Annotated in this window: 9 protein-coding genes; 1 reads left to right on the forward strand and 8 read right to left on the reverse strand. The window is 43.6% G+C overall.

Going from position 1 to position 19446, the window contains the following annotated elements; genetic code table 11:
* Positions 1 to 85 precede the first annotated feature (85 nt).
* From galA to KTO63_RS00025, 5 genes are all read right to left on the reverse strand, one after another.
* Positions 86 to 3478, reverse strand: a complete 3393-nt coding sequence (gene galA, locus KTO63_RS00005; protein WP_217789063.1) for a beta-galactosidase GalA — start codon at positions 3476 to 3478, stop codon at positions 86 to 88.
* Between the two features lie 192 nt (positions 3479 to 3670).
* Complete coding sequence (locus KTO63_RS00010; RefSeq protein WP_217789064.1) at positions 3671 to 4702, reverse strand: glycoside hydrolase family 53 protein; 1032 nt, start codon at positions 4700 to 4702, stop codon at positions 3671 to 3673.
* A 220-nt stretch (positions 4703 to 4922) separates the two neighbouring features.
* Positions 4923 to 5972, reverse strand: a complete 1050-nt coding sequence (locus KTO63_RS00015) for a SusE domain-containing protein (protein ID WP_217789065.1) — start codon at positions 5970 to 5972, stop codon at positions 4923 to 4925.
* Between the two features lie 117 nt (positions 5973 to 6089).
* Positions 6090 to 7700 carry a RagB/SusD family nutrient uptake outer membrane protein gene (locus KTO63_RS00020; protein WP_217789066.1) on the reverse strand — a complete coding sequence of 537 codons (1611 nt, stop codon included), beginning with the start codon at positions 7698 to 7700 and terminating at the stop codon, positions 6090 to 6092.
* A gap of 140 nt (positions 7701 to 7840) precedes the next feature.
* Complete coding sequence (locus KTO63_RS00025) at positions 7841 to 10816, reverse strand: SusC/RagA family TonB-linked outer membrane protein (protein ID WP_217789067.1); 2976 nt, start codon at positions 10814 to 10816, stop codon at positions 7841 to 7843.
* A 334-nt stretch (positions 10817 to 11150) separates the two neighbouring features.
* Here KTO63_RS00025 and KTO63_RS00030 point away from each other — a divergent pair, with 334 nt between their 5' ends.
* On the forward strand, positions 11151 to 15227 hold the full coding sequence (locus tag KTO63_RS00030; RefSeq protein WP_217789068.1) for a two-component regulator propeller domain-containing protein: 4077 nt from the start codon (positions 11151 to 11153) through the stop codon (positions 15225 to 15227).
* Between the two features lie 42 nt (positions 15228 to 15269).
* On the opposite strand, the gene KTO63_RS00035 is transcribed toward KTO63_RS00030, so the two are convergent.
* The 3 genes from KTO63_RS00035 to KTO63_RS00045 all read right to left on the reverse strand — a co-directional run bounded on the left by KTO63_RS00035 (position 15270) and on the right by KTO63_RS00045 (position 19271).
* Complete coding sequence (locus tag KTO63_RS00035; RefSeq protein ID WP_217789069.1) at positions 15270 to 18182, reverse strand: TrlF family AAA-like ATPase; 2913 nt, start codon at positions 18180 to 18182, stop codon at positions 15270 to 15272.
* 29 nt (positions 18183 to 18211) lie between these two features.
* Positions 18212 to 18760: a hypothetical protein gene (locus KTO63_RS00040; protein WP_217789070.1), complete on the reverse strand. Its 549-nt coding sequence runs from the start codon at positions 18758 to 18760 to the stop codon at positions 18212 to 18214.
* A gap of 82 nt (positions 18761 to 18842) precedes the next feature.
* Positions 18843 to 19271 carry a helix-turn-helix domain-containing protein gene (locus KTO63_RS00045; protein ID WP_217789071.1) on the reverse strand — a complete coding sequence of 143 codons (429 nt, stop codon included), beginning with the start codon at positions 19269 to 19271 and terminating at the stop codon, positions 18843 to 18845.
* Positions 19272 to 19446: the final 175 nt, after the last annotated feature.

Below are 19446 nucleotides of genomic sequence, written 5' to 3' on the forward strand. Positions count from 1 at the left end.
ACAAAATTATAAAAACTTAATCAAACTTAGACTTGGTGGTTAACACAGAATCTTAGTGGTGAAATTGTAAAAACTGAAAAATCAGCTATTTCAAATATTCCGCACTTATGCCGTCATATAACTTCAGCAGGTCATTGCTCTTGCCGCTTTTGTCGAAAATAGATTCCCAGGTACTCAGCGGTTCCCAGATGAATGCACCTTTGCCTTTGCCATTCGGCAGATCAAAAACAAGTTTATGTACTTCCTGTTTTTTCGCTGAATACTCAACCACTACAATGTCTTTATTATAGCGTCTTACCAAATCATTCATGTTGTCGCGCAAGTCATCCAGTGTGCCGTGCCATTGCGGATAATAGGAGAGCCCGATCACATCGAAATGTACATTTCTCGCAACCATGTTGTCAATAAAGAAAACCGTTTCTTCATTTTGTCCGCCCAATGCTACGTGTAGCATGATCTCAATATTCGGGTCAACAGATTTCACCGCCGCGGTTCCAGCACTGATCAATTGCGCGAGATTATTCACCGAAGCAATACTTCCTTCAGGCCACACCATGCCATGATTGATCTCGTTGCCGATCTGCACCATGTCAGGCGTTGTACCTTGTTGCTTCAGAGCCGTGATCACTTCTTTTGTAAAATCATACAAAGACTGTTTCATTTGATCGAAGCTCATATTCTTCCACGCCGCGGGTTTGTACTGCTTTCCGGGATCGGCCCAGTAATCGCTGTAGTGGAAATCGAGCAGGAACTTCATGCCTGCAGCTTTGATGCGCTTCGCCATTTGCAAAGTATGCTGCAGATCGCAGAAACCTTTGCCCGGAGAATAACCGCTGTCTCTCGCAGGATCATTGAAAACACGCAACCTGATGTAATTGAAACCATGATCTTTCAAAATCTGGATCGCATCTTTCTCCACTCCATTGTCAGAAAACTTCACACCACGATTTTCCAATTCAGGAAGAAACGAAATGTCTGCGCCTATCATTTTACCGGTTTCCCGTGGTTTCGCAGCTTCACCTTGCAGCGAGTATTTTTTATCAAAGGATACTTCTGCAACGCTTTCTGAAGTGACGGTCACCACATCGGTAGAACCGCTGTACAAGCCGCCGGCACTGGCTTCGATCTTGATCATGCCCGGCGTTTTGGTTGATTGCACCAGCACCTGGCATTTCCCATTGAAAGCGCTGCGCTGCCATCTGCCATCGGCGCAAATGTCCGGCTCGTGGCAACTCGGATCGCCATTGCCCACGCCTATAATTTTGCCCGGTCCGCTGATGGTGAAATTGATCATGTTCGCAGCATCCGGCACTTCGCGTCCTTCTTTGTCTACGATGGAAACATTCATCACAGAAACGTCGGTGCCGTTTGCCAGCATGGTGGTTCTGTAAGGTGTGAGCAAAATTTCAGCAGGAGCCGAAGTTGTCTCCACTTTTGCCGTCAGCTTTTTGCTTTTTTTATAAGCGATGGCTTCAACTTTGCCCGGTTCATATTTCACTGTCCATACCAAATGACTGTTGCGTGGCATGTCTTTCTTGCCAAGGCTTTTACCGTTGAGGAACAACTCCACATTATCTGCATTGCTGTTTACCCACACATCGATATTCTGTCCACGTTTACCCGGCCAGTTCCAATGCGGAGAAATGTTCAACACATCTTTATCCGTCCACCAGCTTTGGTAGTAGTAATATAAATTTTTAGGAAAACCACACATGTCCATTACACCGAAATGTGAACTGATATTCGGCCACGAGAAAGGTGTAGGCTCGCCGCGATAATCGAAGCCCGTCCAGATGAAACCGCCCTGCCAGTAATTGTTTTCAGCTGCCGGTTTCCACCATGCTTCCGCAGTACTTGCCCACCACGGAGCGGTGAGGTCATGATCGGGAAGATAGCCCCAAACAGAATCTTTCTTATAAATGCCACGAGTGGTAACTGTGCTGCCCATCTCCGTGCCAAGCACCGGTTGGTTCGGATGGTCTTTGTGATAATCGCCTACTGCATATTCGCGGTAGTTGAAACCGCGCACCGGAATCACTTCGTTCACACCCTTGTAAACGTTCGGAAGATCCGCAGCGTAAGTGCTCGTCCTGCTCGGGTCGAGTTCTTTTTGCTTGGCGATCAATGTTTCCGCGATGCGTTTACCGACGGTGGTTGTTTGAATAAACCCTTCTTCGTTGCCAATGCTCCAAAGAAAAACGGAAGGATGGTTTCTGTCGCGTAGAATCAGTCTTTCAAACTGGTTCACGTATTCGTCGCTGCTGCTGAGCAAACGTTGTTCATCAAGAACGAGCATGCCAAGACTGTCGCACGCTTCCAGCAATTCAGGAGCAGGAGCGTGGTGACTAGTGCGGTATGCATTGCAGCCCATGTTTTTCAACAAACGGATGCGATAATAAGCGAGATCATCGGGTACGGCGCTGCCAACACCGGCTGCATCCTGGTGGTTGTTGGTGCCTTGTATTTTTAAATGTTTACCGTTTAGGAAAAAACCTTCAGCTGCATCAAAACGAATGGTGCGAATGCCGAATCTTTCTGTTTTCTTGTAAAGCACTTGTTTTCCCTGTCTTACTTCAGACACCACGCGATATAAATATGGATCATCCAGATCCCACAAACGCGGATTGGAAACTTTGATTTGTTGTTTAATACTTTGCTTTCCGTTGGTGGCGATGGCAAGTGATTGTTCTTTTGCCTGCGCTACAATTTTACCCTCTCTTGTTGTGATGTAGGTAGATACTGAGCAGTTAGAGGAAGACATGTTTTTGTTTTCAACAGTCGTCTCCACGTTCACTGTCGCAGCATTTGATTGTACATTGGCGTACACAAACAAACCGCCATCGGGAATGCGCACATTGTTGGTTTGCTCCAGCCACACATGCCTGTAAATGCCGGCACCTTCGTAGAACCAACCTTCGGACTGCGTAGCGTCAACTCTTACAACGATGACATTTTCTCCGTGGAAGTTGATGATGTCTGTAACGTCATATGCGGCACCTACATAACCGCTGACGTTGTTGCCAACAAAGTAGCCGTTTACCCAAATATTTGCATTGCGGAAAATGCCATCAAAGCGAAGTGTGTACCTACCTCCTGAATCTGCCACGTTTACGTTGAAACGCTTGCGATACCATCCGATACTTGTTTCAGGAAAGAAACCGCCAACAGGTTTATAGCCGTGTGATTCCAAATTTGTATCGGGGTGATAGGCAAACGGCAACTCAACTGCCCAATCATGCGGCAGGTTGAGGGTGCGCCAGCTACTGTCAACAAAGGACGGATTGATGGCTGTTTTTTTTGCACCGCCGTTTTTAGAGTAAAGCGCGGTAAGACCATAATTGAAATCTTTCCCAGGGTCGGATGCACTGCCAAAATGAAATTTCCAATCTTCATCAATATTGATCTTCTTCTGTGCACCAGCCTGTAATCCGGCCAATGCAAGGCATAAAGAAAGACCAATGAGCTTGTTCTTTCGCATAGTTGTTGTTATCTCAAGTTGTTAAATACTTTATCGGGTCTGCCACTGAGGCACTAAGGGCACTAAGCCGCACTAAGGGTGGCCGTGAAAATCAAGCGCCTGGTTTATGTTACCACTCAAGTTGTAAGAACATTAAGATAATCTTAGTGAAACTTAGTGCCCTTAGTGTCTTAGTGGTAAAATTGTGAACGCTTAATTCGCAAACGCGTTCAATGCCACAGTCGGTTTGCCGCTGTTATCAAAAGCCCCGAGTGTGTAGCCGTTCCAATTATTATAAGCCTCAGGTTCCCAATACAAGATTCCCAGGGCTTTTTTATCTGGCACAGATTTGATCTTTGTAATCAAATCACTCAGGAACGAATTGCATTCATTTGGGCTGTCCCACGGCATACCCACTTCCACCACCATCACTTCTTTGCCATAGCGACTTACCATATCATTCATATTGGTAAGACATTGTGTATTATAAGTTGACCAGTTCGCAGTGCTCGGGTATAGCGACATGCCGATTACATCATATTTCCCACCGTTTGTTTTCAAACCATCAAACATCCAGCGAAACAAAGAGTTGTCGTAACCATTAGAAATATGCACAATTACCTTCGCAAAAGGGAAAACACCTTTCACTGCATCATAACCTGCATTTACGAGCTGCGCAAAATTGCCCATGTTTGTAGATGCCTTGCCGTCCGGCCAGAGCATACCGTCGTTTGTTTCGTTGCCCACCTGCACCCATTCGGGAGTGACGCCCGCTGTTTTCAGTTGGTTTAAAACATCTGTTGTGTGAGTGGCTAAAGCGGTTTTTAATCCGGCAAAATCGAGGGATGCCCATGCTGCCGGCTTCGCTTGTTTACCCGGATCTGCCCATGTATCACTGTAATGAAAATCAATCATGATGCGCAATCCGAGGTTTTTCGCACGAACAGCTTTTGCTACAACATCTGCGGCGTTGTTCCAGCTGGGTGTGGGGTTTACCCAAACGCGCAGTCGGATCGTGTTCATACCGAGTGATTTCAGCAGCGCCATGCATTCCGTTTGCGTACCGGCGCTGTTGTAAAATTTTCTGCCGGATGCTTCCATTTCTGTTACCCAGCTTGCATCGGCGCCTTTCACAATCGTGTCTGTTGTCACGGGAGGATTGTTTCCTCCGCCGTCATCGCCACTGCTTTTCTTACAAGAGATGAGCAGCGCTAAAACTAAAAGAGAACCAAACAGTCTATTCATAATCTTACATTCAAAAAATTCAAAGTTTACAATTCACCACTAAGTCACTAAGGGCACTAAGCCACACTAAGGGTACCTCAATCTTTTACCCCTCGTTGCTTGCTATAACCAGGAGTCTAAGAACAATAGGCAACCCTTAGTGAAACTTAGTGTCCTTAGTGCCCGCCCGGATGAATCCGTTCGGACGGGCCTTAGTGGTAAAGATTCGGGTGTCGCCACACTACTCAATCTTGTACTTATAATTCCCATCCCCACCACTCAAATCCAGCGTCACCTTATACGTACCCGTTGTGCTCACCGTAATATTTTTACCAGCCCAGCCCGGAGGACCCGCGTAAGTTAGTTTGCCATCGTTGTTCACTTTATAACTAATGTCATAACTGCCGTTGCTTGTAAAAACAAACGCGTTACCCGCAGTAAAAGATACGTTATTTGCCACCCATGTTTTACTGGTAGCATCGTAAGTCATAGGAGTGGAAGAGGTGCTCCAGCCATTGTTATCACCGGAGATGTAAAACTTCACCGCAGTGTAATTGATAGTCAATGCATTGATGTCCGCATTCACTTTCATGTAAGCAGGAGAGGGTGTGAGCCACAGGTTGCCGCCACCTGCAGACATCGTAGTGCTGCTGTTTCCCCAACCGTATGAAGTACCATCGGTAGTAGAGATCAGTTTGAACGCATCCCCGCCCCAGCCATCTGCGTTTGGAAGGTTCAGGTAACCTTCATATTTGCCATCATAATTTACGGAAGTGAGCAAATAACCATTGGTACGGGTTGATGGTGTCGTCCAGCCATTACCGCCTTGCACCAGCAAAGCCGGCAGACTTACCACATACGTTGTTAGTTGCAATGTCTTTTTATCTGTATAAGAAAAAATGGAGTCACTAACGGAATAGCGCACACGAATATCCAATTGTCCCGTTGTGCCCGGCGCAATGCCCAATGAAATTGCAGCTTCGTTTAAATTGGAACCAACATATTTTAATATTGTTGCGCTACCGTTGCTTACTTGTTTTGGCGCAGCGAAATTGGTTCCTGCTTTTGCAATTTCCACCGTATAGGCGGTTGCCGCAGAGAAACCGTAGTCTGCTGCGTTCCACTGAATCGTTTCCACCGTGTCCTTCGCCGTAGCTTCTGATAATGTAAGCGGGCTGGCAGACAAGCTAACCACCGGCGCCGGTCCCTGCCGCATCACAGTGTTGGTCAAATCTTTTTTGCAACCTGCCATCAGGGCTGCAATCGTTAATATGGTGATGATTTTTTTCATTTCTTAAAAGTTTGAATTTGTTTTTTGCAATCGTGAACGGTCAATGGTCAATGGTCAATCGTGAATCGTGAATAAGTTCAGAGTGCATCATTCACGACTCACCATTCACGTTTCACGCTAGTATCCCGTATTCTGCGTCAAATGTGGATTCGACGTCAGATCAATTGACGGAATAGGGAACACATTGTATTTATCGTTCACGCTTTTTCCAGCTGCTGCTCCGCCTTTCCACGCCCAGAGGTATGTATCGGTAGTGAATTTGCCAAAACGGACAAGATCCGTGCGGCGCTGTGCTTCGTAGTACAATTCACGTCCGCGTTCATCCAAAATAAAATTCAGGTTCAATTGAGCTGCGGTAATCTCGCCGCCTGCTTTGTTATCCCATGCGCGTTTGCGAAGCGCATTGATGTAAGTCAACGCTGTTGTGGCGTCGCCACCTGTTCCGTTGCGCAAAACAGCTTCTGCGTAAGTCAGGTAAACTTCACCCAAACGGAAAATTGGGAAGTCGATATCTGCCCAGTTGCCGTTAGGATCTGCATTTGGCGCAGGTTTGCCATCATGCGTTAAGTTTCTGTACTTGGACGATGAGTAGCCATCTGTTTGTTTGTACAGTTCTTTCATCTCCAGGATTTGGCCCGGTGTATAAAACTGTGCTCTTACGTCTGTGGCACCAGAAGGATCAGGGAAGAGCGCCACAAATTGTTGTGTGTGACGCAAACCCGTCCAGCTTCCACTAGTTCCGGATGTTGCAGCAGGAACGCCTACCGGACCGTGCGCCAGGTAAGTTGTACCGCCCCAGTTCTGCGTGTATTTGGCATCATAGGCAATCATGAAAATGTTCTCATCCGTGTTCAGGTTGTTATCAGCAACCGTTAAGTTCCTGTACTTAGGATTCAACGTATAACCTGCGCCGATGATCTTGTTGCAATAAGTGATGGCATCGGTAAATCTTTCTGTGCCGGTGTACACTTTTGCATTCAGGTACAACCTTGAAAGCAATGCCCAGACAGCCCCTTGGTCAGCACGTGGATATTCATTTGCTTTTGGTGCAGCCATGTCTGGCTCAATTGCCTTTAACTCCGTTTCGATGTATTTGAAAAGATCGGCACGTTTGATTTGATCAGGAACCGTTACCGCGATCGTTGTGTTTTCATCTGCAAAAGGCGGATTGGCGTAGAGGTCCATCAATACCCAATATTGATAAGCGCGGATGAATCTTGCTTCTGCATGATATTTTTTTATGTCTGCAGCATCGTTGCCTGTAATGCCGCGACCGCTTACTTTATCCGGTGTTGACTGACGAATGAAATCATTGGCAATAGCGATCTGGAACATGGAACGATAGTAAACACCTTTCACAATCGCATTGTCGCTCGACCAGCTCATTTCTTTCAGGCCTTGTATGCCCGCGTCGTTTGGCCATGTCCATGCGGCTTCGTCGGTGGTAAGTTCCTGCAGGTTCCAGTAAAGGCGAAGGAAATCCGAGTTACCCTCATCGCTGATGATTTCCGGGGAAATGTCCGGAGTGCCCGTACCGCCTGTGTTTCCGGTTAATGCAAAAGCACCGTACACTTTTGCGAGGGCTTGTTTGTAACCCAACGGTGTTTTGTACACTTCATCCGCCGTGATGTCGTTCGTCGGCGTGAGGTCAAGTTTTTTTGTGCAACCCGCGGCCACTACCATAAGGAGAACCGCTGTTGTTAATATATTATAGAGTCTGTTAATCATGATTTGAAATTTGATGGTTGAAAACATTAGCACACAATTAGCACACAGATGACACTGATTAAACTGATTTACACTCCCGCCTGCAGATGTTCGTCGGGCAGGGATCTTTTTCTTCTGTTTCTCTGTGCCTCAGTGGCAACCTAAAAATCGATTGCTCCTCCCAGCGTGAATATTCGTGGACGTGGGTACATGTTGTTGTCTATACCGGAACTGATCTCAGGATCTATGCCTGTATATTTAGTGATCACGAACACGTTCTGCACACCTGCGTTCAATCTTAAGTTTGCTTTTTTGTTGAAAATTGCGCCGGCATTATAACCTACTGTGAAATTATCCATGCGCAGGAACGATGCGTTTTGCATGAAGTAATCGCTCAGCAAGTCGATATTGCTGCCCACAAATTTTGTATCGAGATAGCTGCGTGAAGCATTGTACAGCACAGGGTTTCCGAGAATTTGATTGCGGTTGCCATTGTTACTCGCAATGTTGTTGTACACGTAGTTTCCAATGCTGCTGCGCAATACAAAACCTGCATTCCATTTTTTATAAGTGAAATTGGTGGTAAAACCCATGAACACATCAGGGTTAGAGCTTTTGCTTTTCACCAGGTCCTTTTCGTTGATGATGCCATCTTTATTTACATCAACCACTACATTTTCCAAAGGCTTGCCTACAGAGTCATACACCTGCTGATACAAGTTGAAAGTGTTGCGTGGATAGCCTACTGCAAACACCTGCGCATAGCCGCCTTTACCACCGGCAATACCACCAGTTGGAATATCCGTTGCCGGAGTACCCGGAATTACAGACAGATTTGTGATCTTGTTTTTGTTGTATGCAATGTTGAAACCAGCATCCCACGTGAAGTCTTTCGTTTTCACGATCTGTGCGTTCACGCTAAACTCAACACCCTTGTTGGTCATGTCCCCAATGTTCGCCAGGAAATACGCCGCGAAGTTAGAACCCGCTGGCTGCGGCACTTTCACCAACAAGTCAGATGTTTTCTTGTAATACAGATCAATGCTACCGGTGATGCGGTTGTTCAAAAATCCGTAATCCAAAGCGATGTTAGACGTTGCTGTTTGTTCCCATTTGATCGCAGGGTTGTAAGCACCCGGTCTGTACATTTGATAATAAGTTGAACCAAAAGGATAAGAAGCGTTGGAAGAACTCAAGCCATACGCTGCAAGGAAAGCGTAGTTGTCGATACCATCCTGTTGTCCGGTGATACCATAACCGATCCTTAATTTCAAATCGGACAAAGTGTTGTTCGTCATTAAGAATTGTTCGTTCTTGATTTTCCATGCGAAGGCAACAGAAGGGAACATTGCCCATTTGTTCAGCGGACCAAAACGCGAAGATCCGTCACGGCGCAATGTTCCTGTTAGCAAATACTTGTCGGCATAAGAATAATTCACCCTGCCGAAGAAAGAGACCAAACTGTGTTCCGGTTCATTATAAGGAAAAGCTGGATCAGAGTTAGGGTATTTTACACCCGCCGCATTGTAGCTGGCGTAGTTGTATACTTTGGTTAAATAATCTACGTAAGAGTAACCCGCCATCGCATCCACATGGCTTTTGATACTCGGAATATCTTTTGAATAATTCAGGTAAAAATCAAACACAGTGTTCTTCTGTGTCTGGCGGTATTTGTTGTTTTGTCCGCCCGTGCCACCTGCTGCATAATCAGACGCTGCACTGTCGGAAACAAACACGGTTCCTTTCCCGTCCACCACATCATAACCAAGGTTCATGTTGGCGTGCAGGTCAGGAAGAAAATGAAATTTATAATCCAATTGCAAATTGCCGATGCCTCTCATAGGATTGCTTTTGTCAATACGCTGGTTCAGCAAACCAACAGGATTGCGACCGGCGAGCGGAGACAAACCGGTTGGGCTGGTTGGATCGCGATATTCCCAATAGCCACCATAACGGCCATCCTTAATCGTAGAATAAATTGGTTGCGAAGGATCGAATGTTACCGCACTTCCAATCGCTGCAGTGTTGGCGAAACGCGTGTTTTGGAAGCTACCTTTTAAGTTCAGGTCCACTTTTAAGTGATCGTCAAAAAAACTTGGATTGATACGCAGCGTTGCCGAAGTACGTTGCAGGTTATCTGTTTTCAAAATACCACTTTGGTTCAAATAACCGATCGACAAGCGGTAGGGGAGTTTCTTAATACCTCCGCTGATGCTTATATTATTATCTGTTGAAAAAGCCGTCTGGTAAATTTCATCCTGCCAGTTCGTGTTCGCAGTACCCAGCGCTGCTTTTTGCGTAGCGGTACCTTTTGCATTTACAACTGTACGAAACTCATCTGCACTCAGCACGTCCACTTTATTGGCCGCTGTGGAAAGAGAGTTATTGGTAGTGAAATTAACTTTCAATCTACCGCCAACTCCTTTTTTAGTAGTAATTAAAATGACGCCGTTCGCAGCTCTTGTTCCATAGATCGCTGCGGCAGATGCATCTTTCAACACCGTGAAAGATTCGATATCATTGGAGTTGATAAAACTAAGCGGATTGGATGCACCCGAAATGCTGCTGTTTTCCAAAGGCACACCATCTACCACAAACAACGGATCGTTGCTGGCGTTTACAGAGGAACCGCCACGAATACGGATCGTGCTTCCAGCGCCCGGTTGGCCGCTGTTGGAGATAACGGAAACGCCCGCCACTTTGCCGGCAATCATTTGCTCTGGTGTGGAGATTTGACCTTTTTGAAAGTCCTTTGCCGTAACGGTAGAAACAGAGCCGGTGAGATCTTTTTTGCGGGTGGTACCATAACCAACTATCACCACTTCATTAAGATTTTGTTTGTCAGTAGCCAGTTTTACATTCAGGTTGGCGTTGCTTGCCTTTTGCTCAACTTTAGCAAAACCGATATAAGTAAAAATGAGTTCGTCGTCGGCCGCAGCGGGAATGGCATAGTTACCCTTGGCATCGGTAACGACTGCGATGTTTTTGCCTTTAATAGAAATGGTAACACCGGAAAGCGGGTTCCCGGATTCATCTGTTACCCTGCCGGAGATCTTTTGTTGCGCCGATGTCAATATGACACAACATAGCAGAGCGGGCAAAAGAATAGCCGGCCGGATACGTCTGGTAATTTTCATACACAAGCAATTTTTAATGGTGAGTTATGTTTTAGTTCGTGCTATAAAATTATAATGAGTGTCAAAAGTGCACTTATCCAAGCAATCATATGTTTGGTTCTAATGGTTTTTTTTGAAGATTTCCCGTAGTGTTTCAGGCAATTGAGATAATTTTATTTGATGGCACACGGATGACACGGATTAGACGGATTTACACGGATTATTTATCGGGCTGCTGCCTTCTTGTCGCTCGTTTGCGGTAAAAAGTTTTTGAGCAATTGAGGGTTAAAACAAAATATCCGTGTAAATCCGTCTAATCCGTGTCATCCGTGTGCCAATTTCAACTGCGTGATTTATGACTAGACTTATTGCTTGTCTTTGCTACTGCTTTGTTTTTGCTCGGGCATTCAGCCAGGCGCCGGCTATTAATTTTAAGCATATACAAAATGAGGATGGACTCTCCAATAGCACCATCGAATGCATTTACCAGGATGGTCGCGGGTTCATTTGGTTCGGTACACGCGATGGCCTTAACCGATACGACGGCTATAAAATAAAAGTCTTCAAAACAAACGATTCGATCACCACCAGTATTTCCGACAACTTCATTACCTGCCTGTTTCAAGACAAATCCCAACAACTTTGGATAGGCACTGCAAACGGACTCAATAGTTTTGACCCCGTTACCAATTCATTTACCCGTTACAAATCAACGGGCCAATCCGGCAGTATCAGTTATAATTATATAAGTAGCATTGTAGAAGAAAGCAACAACCGCCTGCTCATCAGCACACTTGGTGGCGGCCTCAATATTTTCGACAAGAACACCAAATCCTTTACGTCGCTTCGGCAAAACGGAACAGCTAAAGGGCCGGCAAGCGACAAAATTTATTGCCTTTATAAAGACAGCCGCGGCAACACTTGGGTAGGCTCCGATGCAGGCGTGCAAATTTTCGACGCGGAAAATGCATTTTTCAAAACACCTGCTGAAGTCAGCAACATCAGCAACGCAGTAACAGCCATTAAAGAAGACAAAGGCGGCAACCTCATCATCGGCACCGCAGGTAATGGACTTTATTTGTTCAATCAACAGTTCAACACGCTCAAACAATTCAGCCACTCGGTAACCGACGATGCTTCCATCAGCAGCAACCTCGTGCGGGCCATTTGGGTTACTGCCTCCGGCAAAATATGGACGGGAACAGTGAACGGCGGCCTCGATCTGTTCGACCCTGTGAGCGGACGTTTCTTCAACTATAAATATGAACCCGGCGATCCGCAGAGTTTATCGCAACGAACGGTTTCTGCTTTGTACGAAGACAACCAGGAAAATCTTTGGGTGGGCACCCACCGCGGCGGTGTTAATATATATATGCCGAAAACGGAAAAGTTTTCCCTTTACCGGCAAGAGCACAGCGACAACAGCCTTAGCTATAACGACGTAAAATCTTTCTGCGAAGACCGCGAAGGCAATATCTGGATCGGCACCGATGGCGGCGGGTTGAATTTGTTTGACCGCAACAAAAAGACCTTTACGCATCCCATCAGTTCTCACATCATCGGCCCGGAAGTACTTGGCATTACAGAAGACAGCAACGGCAAACTATGGGTGGCTACCTGGGGAGGCGGTTTGTGTTCCTTCGATTGGAAGAGTCGCGTCTTCAACAGGTTTACGCATGAGCCCACAGACAATGGTTCCATTTCTTCCAACTTTATTCAATCGATTTTTGAAGATAGTCGCAAACGTTTATGGATCGCTACCTACTACGGAGGGTTGAATTTGCTTGACCGTCGCACCGGAAAATTTTCTTTGGTAAAAACAAGCAGCAGCGGCAAAACCAGGCTCTCGGGGAACAACATCGTTTCCATTAATGAAGATAGGAGCGGCAACATCTGGATCGGCACGGATGATGGCGGACTCAACTGCCTGCAACAAAGTACGGGCGAGTTTGTCCACTACTTTAACGACGATGAAAAGAAACCCGACCTGCGCATTATTTTTATTGATAGTCATAACAGACTTTGGATAGGCCAGCGAGGTTTGTACTTGTTTGACCAAAAACACAACGCCTTTCAACTCTTCACCAAAAAAGCCGGACTCGCGGACGAGTTTATCAAAGGTATTGTGGAAGACAACAACGGCATTTTCTGGATCACCACTTCCAACGGACTCACGCAGTTTAATCCCTCTACGCTTGCGTTTAAAAAATACAACACCGCCGATGGCTTGCAGGGCATGGAATTCGAGGCGAATGCATTTCTCAAAACAAAAGACGGACAGATCTTCTTTGGCGGCGTGAACGGCTTCAATAGTTTTTATCCGAAAAATATTTCTACCAACAGCTTTGTGCCGCCGGTGTACATCACCGATCTGCAAATCTCCAACGACCCTCATCCATCTGCAAAGCAAAAAGAAGACATCAGCTACACGCACAAAGTAACGCTGAGTTACAAGCAATCGACCTTTGCCTTTTCATTTGCCGCGCTCAATTATGTGGCTTCAGAGAACAACCGATTTGCCTACAAGCTGGATGGCTGGGACAAAGACTGGATCGAAGCGGGCAACGACCGCAAGGCTTCTTACACCAACGTGAGCCCGGGCACGTACACCTTTCGCGTGCGAGCTTCCAACAACGATGGCATCTGGAACGAAACGGGACAAACGATCACACTCGTGATCACGCCGCCGTTTTGGGCGACGTGGTGGTTCAAAACAATTGTCGCGCTGATCGTTGGTGGCGTGGCGTATAGCTTTTACCAAAACAAAAGAAAACTCGAGCGTCAGAAACTGGAAGAAGAAAAGAAGGAAGAAGTGCATCAAATGCAATTGCAGTTCTTCACCAACATCTCGCACGAGTTCCGCACGCCGCTTTCGCTCATCATGGGTCCGGCGGAAAAACTGATGCAGGATAAAACCGCTTTGCAACATCATCAATATTATAACATCATTTACCGGAACGCCTATCGCCTCATGAACCTGATCAACGAGCTGATGGATTTCCGCAAGGCAGAATCTGGCATTTTGAAACTGCACGTCATGCCCGGCAACATGGAACTTTTTCTGCAGGAAATAGCCGAAGAATTCGGCGAAGCGGCGAATGAAAAAAACATACGCTTTGCCGTTAGCACCTCCGGTATTCCCAACGAAAGCTGGTTCGACCGCCAGATACTGGAAAAAATTCTCATCAACCTCATTGGCAATTCGTTTAAATACACGGCCAGCGGCGGCACCATTACCGTGCAGGCAGTCGCTTCCATGGAGGGTTACAAACCGCCTTTTGAAAATGATTTAAACATTGCCAGCGACTATAAACCATTGCAAACAATTTACCTGCGCGTGGCGGATAACGGCATTGGCATTTCCAAAGAGTCAATCGTGCATTTGTTTGAACGCTACTATAAAGTGTCCGACTCGCACATGGGCTACGGCATCGGCCTGGCATTTGTGAAGAGCATAACGGCGCTGCACAAGGGAAGCATTCGTGTGTACAGCGAGCGCAACAAAGGCACGGAGATCATTGTGGCGCTGCCTTGCTCACGCGAAGACTTTAGCGATGAAGAACGCTGGATGAGCAACCAAACACCGAACTCCACTTTTGCTGGTGCGTACGACGTGGAGGACCAGCAGGAAGAACTTCCGGTAGAGGAGGAGGCGCAACCGGAAAACAGTGATGCTCCACTCATCCTGATCGTGGATGACAACGACGAACTGCGCAATTTTTTAAGAGACAGCATTGGAAAAAAATACCGCATTGCCGAAGCGGCGAATGGCAAGGATGGTTTGGCGCTTGCAAAAGCCGATCATCCCGATCTCATCATCAGCGACATTATGATGCCGGTGATGAACGGCGTTGACCTTTGCCGCCAGGTGAAGGAAGACGTGGAGATATCCGACATTCCCTTCCTGATGCTGACCGCCAAGGAATCGCTGCAATCAAAAATAGAAGGCACCGACTCCGGCGCGGATCATTATTTTACCAAACCGATCAGCATTAACCTGCTGGAAAAAACGATCGACAACATCTTCAAGCAGAAAGAAAAGTTGAAGGAAAAATACCGTCGCGACTACTACAGTGAAGTGAAGGACATTGTACAAAGCAGCAAGGACAAGGATTTCCTGCAAGAGCTGATCACCGTAATTGAAACGCACATCAGCAGTCCGGAAATGGACATCAACTACATCTGCACGCAAATAGGCATGAGCCGCACGAGCCTCTACCATAAAATAAAAAGCATCACCGGCCAATCCATCGGCGAATTCATCCGCAGCATCCGCCTGAAAAAAGCCGCCCAGCTTTTAACAGAAGAAGACATCTCGATCACAGAAGCGATGTACAGCGTAGGCATTCAAACGCAATCGTATTTCACGAAAGCATTTAAGAATGAGTTCGGGAAGACGCCGAGTCAGTTTTTGAAGGAGTTGAAGAGGTGAGTTCCTCTTCAACCTATATTGTGAATATATTTTTTTTCTAACTTAACTAAATCTATATTTTTTCTCTCTCATGACAAACGCCTCTTTTCCTCCTTCAACTATGTCGGCTATGTGTTGTCTAATACCCATTGATTTTAGAATATCAGTTACATCTGATTTTTTTTCAAAAGAGTTCTCGATAGCCCCATTTATATAGTCAAATTTAAATTCACTGCTTGAATGTTCTTCGTTTTGTCCTTTCTGATTTGCAACTATAACGTTTTCAGCGTCTGCATTCACTACAACGTTGGCATTGTGAGTAACAATAATAATTTGCCTTTCAAGTTTCTTATGTCGCAAATAATTTACGAGGTCTGTTGTAATTGATCTATTATCGAGATTATCTTCTGGTTGATCTATTAAGATTGGAGCTTTTGACTTACTTAAGCCAATAATTAGCATCAATATGACAAAACTAGCTTTGCCAGTTGACATTTCTCCTAGCTTGTCACTCTTATAAGTTATTTCCCAGAAGTCAAAAAAGTAGTCGTTCAATATTATTTTAATAGCATTTGAAATAGACCCTTTACTTGTAAGGGAGTATTCTTGCTTTAAAATATCATCAAATAATATCTTTAGCTGTTCAATTATAAATTGAAAATTTGCATCATCCGTTGCTTTCTTATTTTCTGCTAAAATTGGATATCTACTGTAAGAAAATCTCCTGCCGTCAGTTATTGCGAGTAAATCTTTTCGTAACCTTGGAAAATCAAATTGCGCTTTGCCTACAATTTTAAGCCCGTCTTTTTCTAACTCAATCGTCCTGTCTTTTAAAGTTTTAATAATTGTTAAATATTCATGATAACTGTTTTCATAGATTTTAAAAATTGACTCTTTGGTTTCTGCTACAATTTTCGTCTGTTCCAAAATCCTCTTATGCAAAGTATCTATGTCAGAAAGAGCTTTTTGGTCATTTTCAATTGATAGATTAAGTTCATCGATAGCTTTTTTCACTTCTTCATTTTTCAAATAAGGCTGCATTGACGTTAGCAACCGTTCGTGCTCCTCGGTGATTTGGGCTGCTTCGTTTTTAAAAACAGACTCATTAACAAATTGAGCTCTGCCATCTTGATCAGGAGCCAGACGTAATGATTCTTCTATTTCTCTTGATTGTTTTAATAAAGCGTCAACCGTTCCGTATTCTTTCTGATAGTAGTCCTTAATCGGCAGCATTTGCAATGTTTCTAACATTGCATCTTTCTTTTGCTTAAGACTAGTCATGATTTGTGCCAATTCAGCATTGAAAGATTGAACTACCGAAAAGTCGTTTCTACAGTTTTGACGTTTGATCGCGTTCTTATTGGCTTCTTCCTGAAGATTTTTATATGTATCTATTTGTTCTTGATTAAGTCCTGAGCTTTTGTTTAAACTATCAACTCGATCAGCATTGGATTTTATATTATTTTGTAAGACAGACTTATTTGATTTTGTTTTTAGTTCATTTTCTAAACCTTGAAGAGCCTGACTATTTTCAAAAAACGAATCAATTTGCGAGTTTCGTGATTTGTCATTTTGTGAAACTTTATTCACAAATACTTGATAGGCTTCCTTTGATTCGCGATCTTCTTTAATAAGACCTCGAACAAGTTCGTTTAATGGTTTCCCTTTTTTATTTAATTCTGGTTCTGCAAGCTTTACCAAATAATTTTGAGGGATATATTTTATTTCCGGAAGAATAGAGTTTTCGTTAACTCTATTTAATTTTTGCTTAAACCCACCTTTGGTTATTATTTCGAAATCAAATCCTTGTTCAATTTTATCAAGTTCATATTTAAAATTTCCGTCGTCGTTTTTAAGAATATTATCGTCCGAAGAAAGTGTTTTCGCGATGGCATATAATAAAAGAGATTTTCCGGAAGACTTTCCACCAATAATAACATTTAGATTAGGGTTCAGATGAATCGCATTCGTAGAAAAAACTTTGGCTGGCGATATAAACCGCACTTCGTCAATTACAAATTTCTCCTGTTTGAAATCAGGTTTATCGCTGTGTATTTTTACACGATGTTCAGGCTCAAAACATATTTGTCTGAGACCTTCAAAATGCAAATCTGACTTAACCCAAGTAAATTTCTTGAAGAGATCGGTTTCGCTATGAGCATCGCATCCGATAATGCAAGGCTTTAAAGATCCAACGTTGCTTATAACCTCAGCAACATCTGTTTTTCTACCAATAAAGTATTCTTTATCTGAAGGAGCGGCGGAAAAAATAATTTGAGAAATTTTATAGATGCTTTTAATCGTTCCAAGCATACTACCACCTTCAGTTTCAAATTCTTGATAATAGTCTTTTAAACCAGACACCCCGTCGTTTGTTTTACTACTTACTGCTATGATCGAGTTTTCTCGTAGCTTCTTGTTTGAGTTAACAAGATCTTTTATTAAGCCAACTTCAACATTATAATTATCTAAACCAAACTTGTATTGACGTTGAATTTCAATCTTGGGATCTATATGTTTTGCATAATCTCTAAAGCCTTGTTCATTCATTAAAAAACCTTCCAAATTTTTTATCTTATTAAAAAAATCGTTTGCTAATGAACCAACATATTCGGGATTAAATAGAAAATGTAGATTAATGAATTTGCCTTTCTTTGTAGCAGGTGATATTCTCAACTCAATGTTAGGAAACAGAAAAATAGCCTTGATAAATTCTATTTCATTTTCTGCAAATAGTTTATATCCTTGAGCATCTACTTTAGACTCGATATTGTTTTTATATTCAACTGCTTCCTGATATCTATCTATGGAAAAGTAATCTGTAACCCCAATTGCGGATATTTGATTTTCAAAAGCTTTTTTGTAGAAAGTGTAGAAGAAGTCATCCATTGAGGATGAAGTAAACAGATCGTTTTTATTCGTTCCTTTTGTATGGACATGAAAGTTCCATTTTCTCCATTCGGAGCCTTTTTTCATACGGAAGATTTAGGTTATAAATATTGAAATCAGTTAACCGGTCTTACAACATGTGTGCAATGGGGATGATTGGGAATTTTTAATTCATTAATAAAATTTCCATTTGAGTAAGAGTCGATCAATCGTGAATAAAGAGTTGCAAGATCATAGTTACTTCCGGCTATTTTTGTTGAACATTCAGATGTTTCTTCTTCTGCAGAAGAGTGAGGAATGAAGCATTCTTTATGCCCTTGGGCTAACATTTCTTTCATAACAGCCTGATTATAGAACCTACTGACCTGAATACGAACTAATCTTTCAGCCCAACCATTGGCAAATACTCTGTTATTATTTGAATATTTAGAATTCTCTCGAGGAAGATCGGTCTCCACTAAATTAATTGCCTGAGATAAATCAACGCTTCCATTTACAAAAGCTTTAAGTATATTTTTAAATGAAGATAATCGTTCTTTTTCTTCAGTTACTTTTCCCGGGATAGCATCGCTATCAATAAGATTAATTACAGAAGCCCGTAACAACTTATTTTTGGAAAGGACTTCGCTTATCTCTGAGAATTCATTGGCAAGGGATGATAACATGTATTTGAGGTTTAGTGGTTAAAAAAACATTTTAATTTACAATATTCTTGATAATTGATCCATTTATTCAGCGAATAGAAATTTATTTTCCTTCCATCAACTTCTCCAACCTTGCAATCATTTCTTCCTTCTCCTTCAACATTCTTTCATACAAAGCTATCTTCTCATCATGCAATTGAACAATCATATCGATTGGATTGAACGTAGGATTGCTATTGAAAAAAGATGGTTGTTGGCAATGATCGAAATTAGCTGTGTTAGAAATTACATTGATAGCTTGTTCCTCATCTAAATTTTGGAAAACCTCTACAGGAATATTCAAGGCAGTAGACACTAATAGTAAAATATCGGGTTCAATTGTTTCCTTTTGTTCGAGTAAGGAAATTTTGCGCTGGTTCCATTCTTCGCCCATTTCATCAGCGAGGCCCTCTTGTTTCCAGCCTCTCATTTCTCGGAAACGTTTTACGTTGCGGCCTTCGTGTATTTTGTGCGTAGAGTTGTGTGTTGCCATAAGAGCAAATTAAGAAAAAAGTTTTGAGTTTTGAAAAGCTTAAGGCTTAAGGCCTAATGCTTAACGCGCAACGCCGAACGCGGGGCACCCCGAAGATGCGCGGACCTTGCGTTAGGCGTTAGGCATTAAGCGTTATGCATGCCTTAATTATTTTGAGTGGAAAAGTATTTGGTAG

Origin of the sequence: Pinibacter aurantiacus (genome assembly GCF_019130065.1) — a bacterium.
Classification (GTDB): domain Bacteria; phylum Bacteroidota; class Bacteroidia; order Chitinophagales; family Chitinophagaceae; genus Pinibacter; species Pinibacter aurantiacus.

What these genes read in the sequence shown, in the direction of transcription:
- KTO63_RS00010 (WP_217789064.1), bottom strand. Translation starts at nt 4,702, where the DNA reads ATGAATAGACTGTTTGGTTCTCTTTTAGTTTTAGCGCTGCTCATCTCT.
- KTO63_RS00025 (WP_217789067.1), bottom strand. Translation starts at nt 10,816, where the DNA reads ATGAAAATTACCAGACGTATCCGGCCGGCTATTCTTTTGCCCGCTCTG.
- KTO63_RS00020 (WP_217789066.1), bottom strand. Translation starts at nt 7,700, where the DNA reads ATGATTAACAGACTCTATAATATATTAACAACAGCGGTTCTCCTTATG.
- KTO63_RS00040 (WP_217789070.1), bottom strand. Translation starts at nt 18,760, where the DNA reads ATGTTATCATCCCTTGCCAATGAATTCTCAGAGATAAGCGAAGTCCTT.
- KTO63_RS00045 (WP_217789071.1), bottom strand. Translation starts at nt 19,271, where the DNA reads ATGGCAACACACAACTCTACGCACAAAATACACGAAGGCCGCAACGTA.
- KTO63_RS00015 (WP_217789065.1), bottom strand. Translation starts at nt 5,972, where the DNA reads ATGAAAAAAATCATCACCATATTAACGATTGCAGCCCTGATGGCAGGT.
- KTO63_RS00035 (WP_217789069.1), bottom strand. Translation starts at nt 18,182, where the DNA reads ATGAAAAAAGGCTCCGAATGGAGAAAATGGAACTTTCATGTCCATACA.
- galA (WP_217789063.1), bottom strand. Translation starts at nt 3,478, where the DNA reads ATGCGAAAGAACAAGCTCATTGGTCTTTCTTTATGCCTTGCATTGGCC.
- KTO63_RS00030 (WP_217789068.1), top strand. Translation starts at nt 11,151, where the DNA reads ATGACTAGACTTATTGCTTGTCTTTGCTACTGCTTTGTTTTTGCTCGG.